The sequence below is a fragment of the Paenibacillus sp. FSL R7-0179 genome, from assembly GCF_038002265.1.
In the GTDB taxonomy this organism is placed as follows: domain Bacteria; phylum Bacillota; class Bacilli; order Paenibacillales; family Paenibacillaceae; genus Paenibacillus_AQ.
Genome location: NZ_JBBOCC010000001.1, coordinates 985374 through 1001358 on the forward strand (window position 1 = coordinate 985374; position 15985 = coordinate 1001358).

Consider the following 15985-nt stretch of genomic DNA (forward strand, 5'->3'; position numbering starts at 1 on the left):
TTAACCCCCTTGTTTGACGGTAAAAGGAACCCTTAAGCAAGACTGCTTCCCTGATGATCCATGCTTGTCCTTCCTCGTCCGCTATACCCGGTCTTTCCAGGGCTGAGGATTATATCCCGGAGGATCTATTATAAATAACCCGAACCTCTAGCTTTCCAGCCGGATTAAAAACTGCTCCAGACACAGCTGGGCATTGGCATTGGAACGCAGCTTCCGCTTGCTCTCCGCCGCATATTCCATATAAGCCACCCACTGCTGCGTACTCCTCTGACGGGCAGCCCTCGAAATAAAGTCTAACTGATCTATGAAAACGATACTTTCGTGCTTTCGGTGCAGGAAGTAGAGCATATCTTTGAACCATAAGTGGAACATGCTGAATAGAGTATCCAAATGTTCACCAAGTCCGGTCTTGAACAGCTTCGAACCCGCAGTTGCCACTGCAGTGCTGCCCTTGCCCAGAGACTCCTTCGCTAATTGTAACACTAGATTTCTCATTTCTGCAAACCAATTCTGTGCCAAAAGTTCCCTGCAGCCGTCAAGACCGGCCGTCAGTGATACCGCGCATCGCGCCAGCGGCACCGGAACCCCTTCACCGGACAACGCCTGCAGCATAATATCCGGATGCAGCGGGCTAAACGGAATACGCTGGGTTCTGGACTGGATCGTCGGAAGCAGGGAACTGCTGTTATCCGAAATCAGAATACCAACCGCCGGGGCTGGCGGCTCCTCCAGAAATTTCAGCAGACTATTGGCGGCTTGCACCGTCATTTTGTCCGCTCCTTCTATAATATAGACCTTCGGGTTAATCCCTTCCGAGCGGTAGGAAAAAACACGCTGAAGCTCACGAATCTGGTCAATCTTAATACTGGCCCCGTCGGGACGCAGCAGGGTTAGATCAGGATGATTGCCATGCTCCACCTTGCGGCATTCCAGGCACTCTCCGCAGGCATCGTCCTTGCTGGCGGTACAGAATATCGCCTGGGCGAACGTCAGTGCCATCTTCACCTGCCCGCTGCCTGCCGGACCCGTGAACAGATAGGCATGGCTGACAGCATCCTTACGTAAGGCATTCTGAAGCAGCCGCTTGGCATCCTCCTGGCCTAATAGTTCATGAAAAGACATAGGCTCCTCCAAGTTGTCAGAAAGAAAGGTTAATCAGCAGTCCGCGAATCTCGCCAACCCGTCCCAGGAGATCGATCCGGCCCTGCTCGCTGTCCAGCAGATCATCTGCCATATTCAGCAGAGCCGCATCAACCTCCTCAAGCAGCTTGTAGCGTTTGCCGCGGCCCCGCCGGTCCCAGCCCTTGGTGTCCTTCAGGATCACACCGCGGCGGGCCGTCTCCTCCAGAAACCGTTTGATCAGGTTCCGGTAGATCGACAGCTCACGTACAGTCATGGATTTGGAGAGCCGGTCGCCTTGCAGCTGGATATCTTTAATCTGACGGTTCAACTCATCTATAGTTTTCTGCTGGCTTTGCTGTTGAAATACATCGTTGAAGTTTTTTTGCTGGACCGGACGCCTCTCAGCCTCCGTGGTCAGCATTTCGCTTTTTAAGGGCCTGTAGCCCGGGTTGATCTTCATTATGCTCAATAATGCTCGAAACGATCGACGGGAAGTACGAATACGGTAGCTCCGCCCACCTGCACTTCAACAGGAAGCGGCAAATAGGAATCTGTCGTGCCGCTCATCGGCGTAACCGGAGTGACCAGTTGCTCGCGCACTTTGCAGCTGTTACGGATTACAGTGAGTACGGCATCCACCTGAATATCATCTACCCCAATCAAAAAGGTAGTGTTACCCGCACGGAGAAATCCGCCAGTACTGGCCAGCTTGGTGGCACGGAAGTTCGCCTTCACCAGTTCACTGGATAGCCGGTTGCTGTCTTTATCCTGGATAATTGCAATGATCAAATTCATCTTCGTATCCCCTCCTATTAGTTATGTTCACAGGCTTTCCGCACAGTATTGATTCAATCTGGAGAGAAGCCCTGTTCAATCATTATACCTCTATTGTTTATTTGACAAAACACCTTAGAAATCCTTTAATATCCTGTCCTTCAGTACACGTACAATATCCTGCTCCACCATATGGATGGGACGATTCGCATCAAGCACCACAATCCGCTGCGGATCGGAGCTGGTTACCAGCTCATAACCCGCTTTTACCTTCTGATGGAACTCAAGGCTCTCCAGATCCAGCCGGTTCACTTCCCGGTTCTGGTTGGCGGCAATCCGGGACAGGCCCACCTCGGGATCTACATCCAGGTAAAAGGTAAGATCGGGCATTCTCCCGCCAGTCGCGAACCGGTTAATTTCCCGCACCTCTTCGATGCCCAGCCCTCGGGCGTACCCCTGGTAGACCAGACTGCTGTCTACAAAACGGTCGCAGAGCACAGTAATCCCCTCCCGCAGAGCAGGCTCTACCACCTCCGCCAGATGCTGGCTTCTTGCTGCCGCATACAGGAGTGCCTCTGTCCGGGCATCCATCGCCGTATGCGCCGGGTCGAGGATAATAGAGCGGATCTTCTCGGCAATCTCAATGCCTCCCGGTTCACGGGTGATTAAGTAGGGCATGGAATGGTTCTGCAGATAAGCTGCCACCCTGCCCAGTACGGTTGTTTTGCCTGAGCCGTCGCCTCCCTCCAGTGTAATGAAGAATCCTTCTCGCTTCACTTATACTTCTCCGCCCTTCTGAATGTTGTATACCTTAATATGCTGTAAGGCCGGATCAGCACAGGCCTGGAATTTCGCCCCGCCTGTTCGCAGGCGGATCAGCCTGTCACAGACGGACGCAGCAATGCTCTCTCCGGGATATAAAAGCGGAATGCCTGGCGGATAGGGAATAACCATCTCCGCCGCAATCCTGCCCGCACTTGTCTCAAGTGCTATAGTCTCTGTCTCCCCCTCAGCCACTGGCCGGGTAGAGAACGCTACCGGAGCTGATACTGCCGGAATGTCGAAATTGTTCCACGTGGAAATATCCGCTGGGCAAGATGAATCTCCTTCTCTGCTATTATATGACGCTGCCTGGGCTGCGGTCCGTGTGCTGGAGGTGGATTCTCCGCCTTGGGAAGCATGAGCTGCGGTGTCCGTGTAAGTAGACTGGCCGGAGCCAGCGGTAAGATCAAGGTCAGTGACAATTTGAAGATCAGAGATATGATTAGTTCCAGCGGTAGGCTCAGGGCCAGTGACTGCTTCTGCGCCAGCGGTAGGTTCAAGGCCAGTGACAGATTCTGCACCAGCGGTAAGATCAAGGTCTGAGGAGGCCGCGGCCCCGCCTTTCTGCGGCGCTGCCAAGGAGGTCTGCGCTGCAATGTCCTGCAGCGCTGCCAGCAGCTGCGCTGCCTCTTCAGCCTTCGAGCCGAGGCTGAAGGCCAGCACCACGTGCCGGTCGTCGCTCATCTCCGGCACGATCCCCCTCTCTTCGAGCCTGCGCTGCAGCTCGAAGCCCCCCAGGACCCCTACGGCGTCATAAATGACCGCCTTAAAGGGGTCCTGGGTCACGTACGCCGCCCCGCGCAACGGCGGCGTATTCACTCCTGCGGCGCCCGCATCGCCGCAGACAGGCTGCAGCAGCGAAGCCGGCTGCAGCAGCCCGAAGCGCGGCAGCTCCGCCAGGCCGCGCCGCAGGACATCCACGGCGGCGAGCCCCGCCGTGAAGGCACCGGCGCCCTGGCTGTGCAGCAGACGCCGGGCCAGATCGAGCGAAGCCATCACGGGGTAGGATGGGCTGGAGCTCTGCACCATGGCCAGGCGCTGCCGCAGCAGCGCACGGTCAAGCCATGGCCCTTGTACATGCAGCATGGCGCCCATCGTCAGCGCCGTCAGCATCTTATGCGTGGACTGCACCACGCCGTCCGCACCCCCTGCAAGCGCCCCGGCCGGAAGCGCCGGGTGCTGCCCGTAATGAGCACCGTGCGCCTCATCCACCAGCAGCGGCACGCCGCTCTGGTGACAGGCCTGCGCGAGGGGCGCAAGGTCAATGCCCATGCCGTAGTAGTTCGGCATAGTGACCAGGACGCCGGCTGCCTCCGGATAGGCGTTCAGCGCCTCCTGCACCGTCTCAGCCGACGGCGCTACGGCGAGTCCGCTGCCCGGATCAATCTGCGGCTCCAGGAAGACTGCACGCGCTCCTGCCAGCATCAGTCCATGGATTACGGACTTGTGGACGTTGCGCTGCAATAGAAGCAGGCTTCCGGGCTCAGCACAGACCGTCAGGATCAGAGCCAGATTACCCGCGGTGCTGCCGCCCACCAGCATATAGCTCTCCTCTGCTCCATAACAGTCTGCGGCCAGCTCCTGTGCTTCTCTTATTACCCCTTCCGGATGATGAAGGTCATCCGTTCCGGTAATCTCCGTCACATCGTAACGCATCACTTCCGCCAGATATCCCGCACTTTTTGCACTGACAGTATTCCGGTAAGCCTCCCCGTTCTTGTGACCCGGCACATGATAAGATATATTACCCTTAAGTCTATATTGTTCCAGCATTTCGTATACAGGTGCCCTGCCAGGCTGTAGCTTGTCCATAGATTCTTCCTTCCCTGGGGGTTACCTTCTATTTTAACGCAAATACACCCAAACGCCTATCACTTCCGCAAAGGGACGCACAAGCAATAAAACGGCTCCCCTCACCCGGTCAGGGCGGAGAAGCCGTTAAGAGGAACTTTGTATTTGCAGCCAACGCGACACAGATTCACCGCCCGCTCTTTATATGTTGCTTTTTACAGGTACTGCAATTCGCGCATTAAGCATGCATACGCAGGTTGATCTTCTTCATCCGGCTAATGAAAAAGTTGTATTTCACATCCTCAGCCTCTGTACGCACCATCTCACTCTCACAATCCTCACAGATGAAATGTGAGACAATCACAATGCCTTCTTCCTTTTCCTGCCCGCAGATAATGCAGGCCTGCCCGGTTTGCTGTTCCATTTTCATCCCACCTTGACTCTTTTAAGAACAGTATGGTACACCTTCTATCATTTTAAACCTTTTCATAGTTTTTTCCTAATCCTTCATAGCCTGAAATATATATATTCGCCTGCTACCCATTCGGTGAATCTAAGCCCGTTGTTTAATAAAACGCAGTAGCAGGCCGATAATAATAACAAGAGAACTTGCGAGGAGGTCCGAATTCCAGGTATGGAACCAAACACCAAAGGTGCCGCTACATTCTATCAATACAAGCTTATCAAAAAAATTACTATTACAGCCTTTCTGCTGCGGGTCTATATCACCCTGCCCTTTATATGCCTTGTGCTCGAAAGTGTCTTTCTCTCCTGGCTGAGTATCCTGTTCATGATTATAGCCGGACCTGTCATGCTGTGGATTCAGTATGTCATCTCACGCTCCGTACTGCTGATTAGCGGACACCCTATCGCCAAACGCTGGAGGTTGTCCCTGCGCCTGCCCTGGCCCGGTTACATGCCTGATCAATATATCAACTACGGCATCTTCCGCACCGTACAGCTGCATAATCTCTGGATCGGTCTCTGTATAGCCGCACTCTTCATCGTCTGGGCTCCGCCCGCCTTCACGGCTTCGCTGGCGGTATGCCACCTGTGGCTGCTGCTCCCCCGTCTGTATGCGCTGCTGCGGTTAAGAAGTGTAGCCAAAGACGGGATGCTCAAGTTGGGTGCGGCAGACGCCTCCTATTACGCCCAGTAATCCAACCAGATATACATAGCGCTATATTTAAGCGGCCAGCAGGCACGCAAAACAATCGCCATCCATAACCGGACGGCGATTGTTTATCTGTTCTTCAAGCCTTTGGTGGTGACCTTCTTTTCCTTCGGAATCATCACGATGAAATAGTCATCATACACGGTCAGGTGTACAATAAGTCCTTCTTTCTGAAAAACACGGGAGCTCCCGGAATCGTCTGCTTTCTGTTCCTGCTCTTCCCAGCCCCACGCCTTAATGGCTGCAAGATAAGGCTCCGGGACGCCATTCTTCTCCTTCAACCCCGGCAGGGAGTACCGTACATAGTCCATGGCTACGTTTGTAGTTGTTCTATCGGGTGAGCTTGCCTCTTTGGGAACGGGAAATTCCTCCTCATTAAGTGCACCGTTAAAAGTCTCCCATGCCGGCTCCTTCGTGCTGCAACCCGCCAGCATTGCTCCGACTATACAAAGAATAACTAATATCCACAAAGGTTGAGTTCTCTTCATACCTTAAATCCTCCTTACCTCTACCATGCATCTAAAGACGCAAGAAAACTCCAAGATAGAATTTATACGTAGTTCATTCGTATTAAGGTTTTTGCTTATTTATTGCACTTTTCCATTATACTTGGAACCATCGCCTCGTCGGTAACAAAAATGTCACTCGTTTGTAAGCGTTTTTATACTAAAATCTCTTATCTCTTCCCGCCTTTCTAAATATGCGGGCATACAAAAAAACCATTGTCGAATTATCGACAATGGCTCTTAAGTGCTTGGCAACGTCCTACTCTCCCAGGACCCTTCGGTCCAAGTACCATCGGCGCTGGAGGGCTTAACGGTCGTGTTCGGGATGGGTACGTGTGGAACCCCTCCGCTATCGCCACCAAACATGATTTTTGCGCTGCGTGGACATCTGTGAGATCACTCCCGCAAAATATCAATCCTTAGAAAGGACATGCAGCTTAAAATCGTTCAGGAATTTGATTCCTGAAAACTGAATCCGAAACGAATCTGCGCTCGCCCTTCTTACGGGGCCCCCGGAAAGTACTCGGAATCCGCTTCGTCAGCGTCATCTTCACTTTTTGGGGTAGTTTTTTGGATAAGCCCTCGACCGATTAGTATTGGTCAGCTCCATGCATTGCTGCACTTCCACCTCCAACCTATCTACCTCGTCGTCTTCAAGGGGTCTTACATGTTGGGAAATCTCATCTTGAGGGGGGCTTCACGCTTAGATGCTTTCAGCGCTTATCCCGTCCGTACGTAGCTACTCAGCCATGCTCCTGGCGGAACAACTGATGCACCAGCGGTACGTCCATCCCGGTCCTCTCGTACTAAGGACAGCTCCTCTCAAATTTCCTGCGCCCACGACAGATAGGGACCGAACTGTCTCACGACGTTCTGAACCCAGCTCGCGTACCGCTTTAATGGGCGAACAGCCCAACCCTTGGGACCTACTTCAGCCCCAGGATGCGATGAGCCGACATCGAGGTGCCAAACCTCCCCGTCGATGTGGACTCTTGGGGGAGATAAGCCTGTTATCCCCAGGGTAGCTTTTATCCGTTGAGCGATGGCCCTTCCATGCGGTACCACCGGATCACTAAGTCCGACTTTCGTCCCTGCTCGACTTGTAGGTCTCGCAGTCAAGCTCCCTTATGCCTTTGCACTCTGCGAATGATTTCCAACCATTCTGAGGGAACCTTTGAACGCCTCCGTTACTCTTTAGGAGGCGACCGCCCCAGTCAAACTGCCCGCCTGACACGGTCCCCGTACCGGGTTACGGTACCAGGTTAGAACCTAGATACGATCAGGGTGGTATCCCAACGGCGCCTCCACAGAAGCTTGCGCTCCTGCTTCAACGGCTCCCACCTATCCTGTACAGATCGTACCCAAATTCAATATCAAGCTGCAGTAAAGCTCCATGGGGTCTTTCCGTCTTGTCGCGGGTAACCTGCATCTTCACAGGTATTAAAATTTCACCGGATCTCTCGTTGAGACAGCGCCCAAGTCGTTACGCCATTCGTGCGGGTCAGAATTTACCTGACAAGGAATTTCGCTACCTTAGGACCGTTATAGTTACGGCCGCCGTTTACTGGGGCTTCGGTTCACAGCTTCGGATTGCTCCTAACCGCTCCCCTTAACCTTCCAGCACCGGGCAGGCGTCAGCCCGTATACTTCGCCTTACGGCTTCGCACAGACCTGTGTTTTTGCTAAACAGTCGCTTGGGCCTTTTCACTGCGGCCCCCTCGGGCTATTCACCCTACCGAGGCACCCCTTCTCCCGAAGTTACGGGGTCATTTTGCCGAGTTCCTTAACGAGAGTTCTTCCGCGCGCCTTAGAATTCTCTTCTCGCCTACCTGTGTCGGTTTGCGGTACGGGCACCTTCTCCTGGCTAGAGGCTTTTCTTGGCAGTGTGAGATCATGACCTTCGCTACTGTAATTTTCGCTCCCCATCACAGCCCAGCCTTACGGTGTGCGGATTTGCCTACACACCAGCCTCACTGCTTAGACGGACATCCATCAGTCCGCGTCACTACCCTCCTGCGTCACCCCATCGCTCATAGCGGATTACGGTGGTACAGTAATTTCAAACTGTTGTCCTTCGACTACGCCTGTCGGCCTCGCCTTAGGTCCCGACTTACCCTGAGCGGACGAGCCTTCCTCAGGAAACCTTGGGCTTTCGGCGGATCAGATTCTCACTGATCTTTTCGTTACTCATACCGGCATTCTCACTTGTATGCTGTCCAGCGCTCCTTACGGTACACCTTCAACCCACATACAACGCTCCCCTACCCCAGATGCAAAGCATCTAGCCATAGCTTCGGTGGTGTGTTTAGCCCCGTTACATTTTCGGCGCAGAGTCACTCGACCAGTGAGCTATTACGCACTCTTTCAATGGTGGCTGCTTCTAAGCCAACATCCTGGTTGTCTGTGCAACTCCACATCCTTTCCCACTTAACACACACTTGGGGACCTTAGCTGATGGTCTGGGCTGTTTCCCTTTTGACAATGGATCTTAGCACTCACTGTCTGACTCCCGGCAAGAAGGTAATGGCATTCGGAGTTTGACTGAGCTTGGTAACCCTTGCGGGCCCCGCACCCAATCAGTGCTCTACCTCCACCACTCCATTCACCGAGGCTAGCCCTAAAGCTATTTCGGGGAGAACCAGCTATCTCCGAGTTCGATTGGAATTTCTCCGCTACCCCCACCTCATCCCCGCATTTTTCAACATGCGTGGGTTCGGGCCTCCAGTGCGTGTTACCGCACCTTCACCCTGGACAGGGGTAGATCACACGGTTTCGGGTCTACGTCCACATACTTAGTCGCCCTATTCAGACTCGCTTTCGCTGCGGCTCCGGCTTCTCACCTTAACCTTGCATGTTAAACGTAACTCGCCGGTTCATTCTACAAAAGGCACGCCATCATCCATAAAGAGGACTCTGACTTTTTGTAAGCACACGGTTTCAGGTTCTATTTCACTCCCCTTCCGGGGTGCTTTTCACCTTTCCCTCACGGTACTGTTTCACTATCGGTCGCCAGGTAGTATTTAGCCTTAGCAGATGGTCCTGCTGGATTCATACGGGGTTTCACGTGCCCCGCACTACTCGGGATCCGTCTCGGAGAGAATACCATTTCGGCTACAGGGCTTTTACCTCTATCGCGGGCCTTTCCAGACCTCTTCGCCTACCGTATTCCTTTGTAACTCCATGTGAGACGTCCCACAACCCCAAGGGGCAAGCCCCTTGGTTTAGGCTGTTCCGCGTTCGCTCGCCGCTACTGACGGAATCACTATTGTTTTCTCTTCCTCAGGGTACTTAGATGTTTCAGTTCCCCTGGTCTGCCTCTGCGTATCCTATGTATTCAGATACGAGTAACTGCGAATTACCACAGCTGGGTTTCCCCATTCGGACACCCCCGGATCAAAGCTTGCTTACAGCTCCCCGAGGCAGTTTCGTTGTTCGCCACGTCCTTCGTCGGCTCCTGGCGCCTAGGCATCCTCCGTGTGCTCTTAGTAGCTTAACCAAATCGCTCCGGTATTGGCTTATTCGCTCATCTTGTTTTGAATAGCGCAACCGGATCACTCCGCCTGCTAGAATATTCAAAGCCAAAAGTCCCTCATAATCCAAAACCATCGCTCAGTATCGCTAAAAACTTCAAAACTTGTTTACACAAGTTCAGCTTAAAGGAATGTTCTAAAACGCAAATTCGTTTCGGTATCCAGTTTTCAAGGATCAAGTTTCTTGCGTGAGAGTTTGAGCTCTCAAAACTGACCAACGAGTGAGTAACTAGCCGACCGGCTAGATTTAAGATTTGAATGTCTTCATTGCAGAAGACGATTCTCCATAGAAAGGAGGTGATCCAGCCGCACCTTCCGATACGGCTACCTTGTTACGACTTCACCCCAATCATCTACCCCACCTTCGGCGGCTGGCTCCCTTGCGGGTTACCCCACCGACTTCGGGTGTTGTAAACTCTCGTGGTGTGACGGGCGGTGTGTACAAGACCCGGGAACGTATTCACCGCGGCATGCTGATCCGCGATTACTAGCAATTCCGACTTCATGCAGGCGAGTTGCAGCCTGCAATCCGAACTGAGACCGGCTTTGCTGGGATTGGCTCCACCTCGCGGCTTCGCTTCCCGTTGTACCGGCCATTGTAGTACGTGTGTAGCCCAGGTCATAAGGGGCATGATGATTTGACGTCATCCCCACCTTCCTCCGGTTTGTCACCGGCAGTCACTCTAGAGTGCCCAGCTCAACCTGCTGGCAACTAAAGTCAAGGGTTGCGCTCGTTGCGGGACTTAACCCAACATCTCACGACACGAGCTGACGACAACCATGCACCACCTGTCTCAACTTTCCCCGAAGGGCACCTGATGCATCTCTGCTTCGTTAGTTGGATGTCAAGACCTGGTAAGGTTCTTCGCGTTGCTTCGAATTAAACCACATACTCCACTGCTTGTGCGGGTCCCCGTCAATTCCTTTGAGTTTCAGTCTTGCGACCGTACTCCCCAGGCGGAGTGCTTACTGTGTTAACTTCGGCACCAAGGGTATCGAAACCCCTAACACCTAGCACTCATCGTTTACGGCGTGGACTACCAGGGTATCTAATCCTGTTTGCTCCCCACGCTTTCGCGCCTCAGCGTCAGTTACAGCCCAGAAAGTCGCCTTCGCCACTGGTGTTCCTCCACATATCTACGCATTTCACCGCTACACGTGGAATTCCACTTTCCTCTTCTGTACTCAAGTCACCCAGTTTCCAGTGCGACCTCAGGTTGAGCCCAAGGTTTAAACACCAGACTTAAATAACCGCCTGCGCGCGCTTTACGCCCAATAATTCCGGACAACGCTTGCCCCCTACGTATTACCGCGGCTGCTGGCACGTAGTTAGCCGGGGCTTTCTTCTCAGGTACCGTCACTCCGGCAGCAGTTACTCTACCGGACGTTCTTCCCTGGCAACAGAGCTTTACGATCCGAAAACCTTCATCACTCACGCGGCGTTGCTCCGTCAGGCTTGCGCCCATTGCGGAAGATTCCCTACTGCTGCCTCCCGTAGGAGTCTGGGCCGTGTCTCAGTCCCAGTGTGGCCGTTCACCCTCTCAGGTCGGCTACGCATCGTCGCCTTGGTGGGCCGTTACCCCACCAACTAGCTAATGCGCCGCAGGCCCATCCCCAAGCAGCAGATTGCTCCGCCTTTCATTCTCTCCTCAGGAGAAGAAAGAAATTATCCGGTATTAGCTACCGTTTCCGGTAGTTATCCCAGCCTTGAGGGCAGGTTGCCTACGTGTTACTCACCCGTCCGCCGCTAAGTCTGAAAGGAAGCAAGCTTCCTCTCAGACTCCGCTCGACTTGCATGTATTAGGCACGCCGCCAGCGTTCGTCCTGAGCCAGGATCAAACTCTCCAAATTGGTATTTAGAAAGAGCGATTGCTCATTTTGAAACATCTGACGAGAATTGTTACATTCTCTAATTTTGGATCTCACCGAAGTGATCTCCAGATACTCACTCGTTGTTCAGTTTTCAAAGATCAAGCTCGTTGTCAGCGACGATTACCGCGTCACCAGCAACTCTTATAATATATCACATTCAGCCGATCAATGCAAGCTCTTTTTTTAACTTCTTTTCGAGCCCGGCGTTGATGTTTCGCGGCCAGAAATAGAATATATCACGGATAAGAATTCATTGCAAGCATTATTTCAAAATCATTAACTAAAGCTACGCCTTCCCTAACCAGCCATAGCCAGGCAAACAAGTTAGCATAGCTCTACTCCGCTGTCCGCGTACTTAAGCAATAATCTCCTGAATGTGCAGCTCCCGTTCATTGATCAGATTAACGATGTTTCCTTCAACTTGAACCATGGGCCTCGTCGGGTTGTTACGGTCGGTAAAGATGATTTCCCCGTGACGTCCGTCGCTGAGCCGTATCCGTGTACCGTTATACAGGTCTGTTGTCTTTTGAATGAAGGTCTGTACGATTACCGGATCAAGCTTCCCAAAGCTCTCCTTTTGCAGCTGCTCCAATACGAGATAAGGCGACTGTGCCTTTCTGTAGGCTTTTCCCAGCGTCATGGCATGGAAGATATCGGCGACTGCCACAATCTTGGCGTAGAAATGAATCTGGCTGCCGTCCAGCCTAAGCGGATACCCTGAACCGTCTATCTTCTCATGGTGCTGCAAGGCGGCGAGTCTAACCCCTTCGTTAATGGCTGTCACATTGCGCAGCAACTGATAACCGTATGTAGTGTGCCTGCGTACCTCGTCAATCTCTGCGCTGCTTAGAGGGGTTGGCTTCAGCAGCAGCGCTTCATCTACCTTAATGTTACCTATATCGTGCAGCAAGCCGGCAAAAGCAGCCTGCATCCAGTCCTTCTGCGGATACCCGCACCACTGGGCAATACGATAGGAGGTTAGGGCAGACAAAACAGCATTATGATAGTTATATTCCTGGTCAAATAGCACACGCGGCGCAAACTTTAAGACATGGTAATCCTTCAAATGGGTAATCAGCAGCTCGAGCTGACTCCGCAGTTCAAAGATCGGAAGAGCCGCAGCGGCCGCTGCACGGTAGCTTTGCTTGATAAGCACCAGCATTTTCTCATACTCATCGTGAAGCGGAGAATTACTCTTGGCCAGCACCGATTCATTAATCAGAGCACCTGCCTTGGCCGCTTGCTGCTTCACTGCCGGTTTAGCGCTCTCTGCCGGTTTGTCTTCCCCTTGCGCCCCTTCAATCTCAACCTGTCCAATTAAAAAAGCCTGTAAAATCTCAATATCCCGGGGGAGAATGATCTTACCCTTCCCAAATAATACTCCTCCTAAAGGAGTAATTACATCCTTTATAATCTTTGAACCCGCTTTAATTTCTCCAACGGATATGTTTGGCATTAGCCTAAGCCCCTTTATGTCGGTGACACCTGTAATTCTCTAATTATAGTATGGAACCCGGGAAGCGGCTAGATAGAGAATTCCCCGTTCATCTCTTGATAGGGTATAAAAAAGAGCACGGATTTCTATACAATCAGAAATCCATGCTCTCCTGCAATCCTTATTCGAGGTTGTCTTCTTCGTTCAAGACATCCGCTTCAGGCTGGCTGGCTTCAATATCGCCTTCGCCTTCTACCGGAGCTCCTTGAATGTCCTCGCCGTCCTCATGCTCAGACAGCTCTTCATCCTCTTTGTCCGCTCTGCACAGTGTAGCTACAGCATCATCCTCACGGATGTTAATCAGCTTAACACCCTGCGCATAACGGCCCATAGTGGATATTCCGTCCATACTGGTACGGATCAGGGTACCACTGGTCGTAATAATCATCAGGTCCTCGTCCTGCTTGACAACCTTCAGCCCGACAACCGGTCCGTTCTTATCCGTAAGATTAATGGTCTTGATACCTTTACCGCCGCGGGTCTGGGACCGGTAGTCAGCAGCAGGTGTCCGCTTACCATAGCCCTTGGTGGTTACGATCAGCACCTCAAGCTCCTGGTCTACACAATCCATACCAATAACATGGTCATTGGAATCAAGCGTGATCCCCTTAACCCCGGTAGCGCTTCGGCCCATGGAACGCACATCGTTCTCCGAGAAGGTAATCGACATTCCACGTGCAGTACCGATAATCAGATTCTGCTCGCCATCCGTCAGCTTCACCTCAATCAGTGAATCCTCCTCACGGAGATTGATTGCAATCAGACCACCCTTACGGATGTTGTTGTAATCCTCCAGAGGCGTCTTCTTCACAATTCCCTCACGGGTAGCGAAGAACAGATACTTGTCACTGTCCGCTTCCTCCACCTGGATGACCGCGCTGATCTTCTCGCCCTGCTCGATTTGAATCAGGTTGATGATCGGCGTTCCCCGGGCAGTCCGCCCAAGCTCCGGAATCTCATAAGCCTTAATCCGGTACACCTTACCCTTATCAGTGAAGAACATCAGGTAGTTATGGGAGTTACTCACGAAGAGATGCTCCACAAAGTCCTGGTCCTTGGTGTCCATCCCGATGACACCGCGTCCGCCGCGCTTCTGGCTGCGGTAGGTGTTGACCGGAAGACGTTTGATGTAGCCGGTGTGGGTAATCGTGATAACAACCTCTTCACGCGGAATCAGATCCTCGTCGAGGATGCTTTCTTCCCCAACGGTAATTTCTGTACGGCGGTCATCGGAGTACTTATCCCGGATCTCCTGCAGCTCATTGCTGATAATATCCAGCACGAGATGCTCATTGGCCAGAATCTCACGGTATTCAGCAATTTTGGCCAACAGCTCGTTATATTCGTTCTCGATCTTCTCGCGTTCCAGACCGGTCAGGCGCTGCATCCGCATATCGAGAATCGCTTGGGCCTGCTCTACGCTTAGACTGAAGGTCTCCATCAGACCTTCCCGGGCAATGTCGGTTGTGCGTGAGGCACGGATCAGGGCAATGACTTCATCCAGATGATCCAGGGCAATACGCAGCCCTTCCAGAATATGCGCCCGTGCTTCCGCCTTCTTAAGGTCGAAGATTGTCCGGCGGCGGATGACTTCGATCTGATGCTGCAGATAGTGATACAGTACATCGCGCAGATTCAGAATCTTCGGTTCATTGTTGACAATAGCCAGCATGTTGATCCCGAAGGTGGACTGCATGGAAGTATGCTTGTAGAGATTGTTAAGTACAACGCTCGGATTCACATCCCGTCTCATTTCAACCACTACGCGCATTCCGTTACGGTCAGACTCATCACGCAGATCCGTAATGCCCTCGATGCGCTTCTCACGCACCAGTTCCGCAATCTTCTCCACGAGCCGGGCCTTGTTGACCTGATAAGGAAGCTCATGCACAATAATCCGGGCCTTGCCGTTATTCTCTTCAATAACCGCTTTGGCACGCATAGTAACCGATCCGCGTCCAGTACGGTAAGCCTGACGGATGCCTTCACGGCCCAGAATATATCCGGCCGTCGGGAAATCCGGGCCTTGAATATATTCCATAAGCTCCATAGGCGTAATATCAGGATTCTTGATCATCGCCTGCACACCGTCAATGACCTCACCGAGATTATGCGGAGGAATATTGGTTGCCATCCCCACCGCAATCCCGCCTACACCATTGACCAGCAAATTGGGGTAACGTGCCGGCAGGACTACAGGCTCGTTCTCTTCACCGTCATAGTTGGGCGCAAAGTCAACGGTCTCCTTGTTCAGGTCACGGAGCATTTCCCCGGCAATTTTGGACAACCGTGCTTCTGTATAACGCATTGCAGCCGCCATGTCTCCGTCAATCGAACCGAAGTTACCATGACCGTCTACAAGCATATAGCGCATGGAGAAATCCTGTGCCATACGTACCATTGTTTCATAGACCGCCGAGTCACCGTGAGGGTGATACTTACCGATAACCTCACCGACGATTCTAGCTGATTTCTTGTGTGGCTTATCCGAGGACATTCCAAGTTCCGACATCGCAAACAAAATGCGTCGGTGAACAGGCTTAAGTCCATCCCGCACATCCGGCAAAGCCCGGCTTACAATGATGCTCATTGCGTAATCCATAAAGGATTCGCGCATTTCAACGCCAATGTCCCGATCTTTGATTTGCGGGTTATTTTGTTCAGCCATGAGTTGGTGGACCTCCTTCAGTTAAAAACCGCTACCCTATATTATATTACTTTCACAAAACCAGCACAATTAAACATGATAGCCTGTTATCGTCTATATTGATTTTCTTTTAGTACGGATAAGGGTATACGCCCTCTCCGCTGGTGTCTTCAGTACATAGACTGTAGAGACAAGAGGATAGGCTTCATGCCCCTGTTTTCGTCCAAAAAAGCATAATCTCATATCCTTATA

Annotated in this window: 10 protein-coding genes and 3 rRNA genes; 1 reads left to right on the forward strand and 12 read right to left on the reverse strand. The window is 52.3% G+C overall.

Annotated elements, in window-relative coordinates; genetic code table 11:
* Positions 1–147 precede the first annotated feature (147 nt).
* From holB to MKX63_RS04265, 6 genes are all read right to left on the reverse strand, one after another.
* On the reverse strand, positions 148–1122 hold the full coding sequence (gene holB, locus MKX63_RS04240; RefSeq protein WP_341015480.1) for a DNA polymerase III subunit delta': 975 nt from the start codon (positions 1120–1122) through the stop codon (positions 148–150).
* Positions 1123–1138: 16 nt separating this feature from the next.
* Positions 1139–1582 carry a YaaR family protein gene (locus tag MKX63_RS04245; protein ID WP_036723982.1) on the reverse strand — a complete coding sequence of 148 codons (444 nt, stop codon included), beginning with the start codon at positions 1580–1582 and terminating at the stop codon, positions 1139–1141.
* 5 nt (positions 1583–1587) lie between these two features.
* Positions 1588–1917 (reverse strand): cyclic-di-AMP receptor, encoded by a 330-nt coding sequence (locus MKX63_RS04250; protein ID WP_340020653.1) that lies wholly within the window; start codon positions 1915–1917, stop codon positions 1588–1590.
* 114 nt (positions 1918–2031) lie between these two features.
* On the reverse strand, positions 2032–2673 hold the full coding sequence (tmk, locus tag MKX63_RS04255; RefSeq protein WP_341015482.1) for a dTMP kinase: 642 nt from the start codon (positions 2671–2673) through the stop codon (positions 2032–2034).
* On the reverse strand, positions 2674–4530 hold the full coding sequence (locus MKX63_RS04260; protein WP_341015484.1) for an aminotransferase class I/II-fold pyridoxal phosphate-dependent enzyme: 1857 nt from the start codon (positions 4528–4530) through the stop codon (positions 2674–2676).
* A 217-nt stretch (positions 4531–4747) separates the two neighbouring features.
* Positions 4748–4933 carry a sigma factor G inhibitor Gin gene (locus MKX63_RS04265; protein ID WP_036696352.1) on the reverse strand — a complete coding sequence of 62 codons (186 nt, stop codon included), beginning with the start codon at positions 4931–4933 and terminating at the stop codon, positions 4748–4750.
* Between the two features lie 210 nt (positions 4934–5143).
* Here MKX63_RS04265 and MKX63_RS04270 point away from each other — a divergent pair, with 210 nt between their 5' ends.
* Positions 5144–5668 (forward strand): hypothetical protein, encoded by a 525-nt coding sequence (locus MKX63_RS04270; protein ID WP_341015488.1) that lies wholly within the window; start codon positions 5144–5146, stop codon positions 5666–5668.
* 83 nt (positions 5669–5751) lie between these two features.
* Here MKX63_RS04270 and MKX63_RS04275 read toward each other — a convergent pair whose 3' ends face one another.
* The 6 genes from MKX63_RS04275 to gyrA form a co-directional block, all read right to left on the reverse strand.
* Entirely contained in the window at positions 5752–6171 is a 420-nt protein-coding gene (locus MKX63_RS04275; RefSeq protein WP_341015489.1) for a hypothetical protein, read from the reverse strand.
* Between the two features lie 264 nt (positions 6172–6435).
* Positions 6436–6552, reverse strand: a 5S ribosomal RNA gene (gene rrf, locus MKX63_RS04280).
* A 207-nt stretch (positions 6553–6759) separates the two neighbouring features.
* Positions 6760–9685 (reverse strand): 23S ribosomal RNA (locus MKX63_RS04285).
* Between the two features lie 324 nt (positions 9686–10009).
* A 16S ribosomal RNA gene (locus MKX63_RS04290) occupies positions 10010–11570 on the reverse strand.
* The 16S, 23S and 5S rRNA genes sit together here, the layout of an rRNA operon.
* Positions 11571–11946: 376 nt before the next feature.
* A complete protein-coding gene (locus MKX63_RS04295) occupies positions 11947–13047 on the reverse strand; it encodes an HD-GYP domain-containing protein (protein ID WP_341015490.1) in 1101 nt (366 codons plus the stop codon).
* A 160-nt stretch (positions 13048–13207) separates the two neighbouring features.
* Entirely contained in the window at positions 13208–15754 is a 2547-nt protein-coding gene (gyrA, locus tag MKX63_RS04300) for a DNA gyrase subunit A (protein WP_341015491.1), read from the reverse strand.
* Positions 15755–15985: the final 231 nt, after the last annotated feature.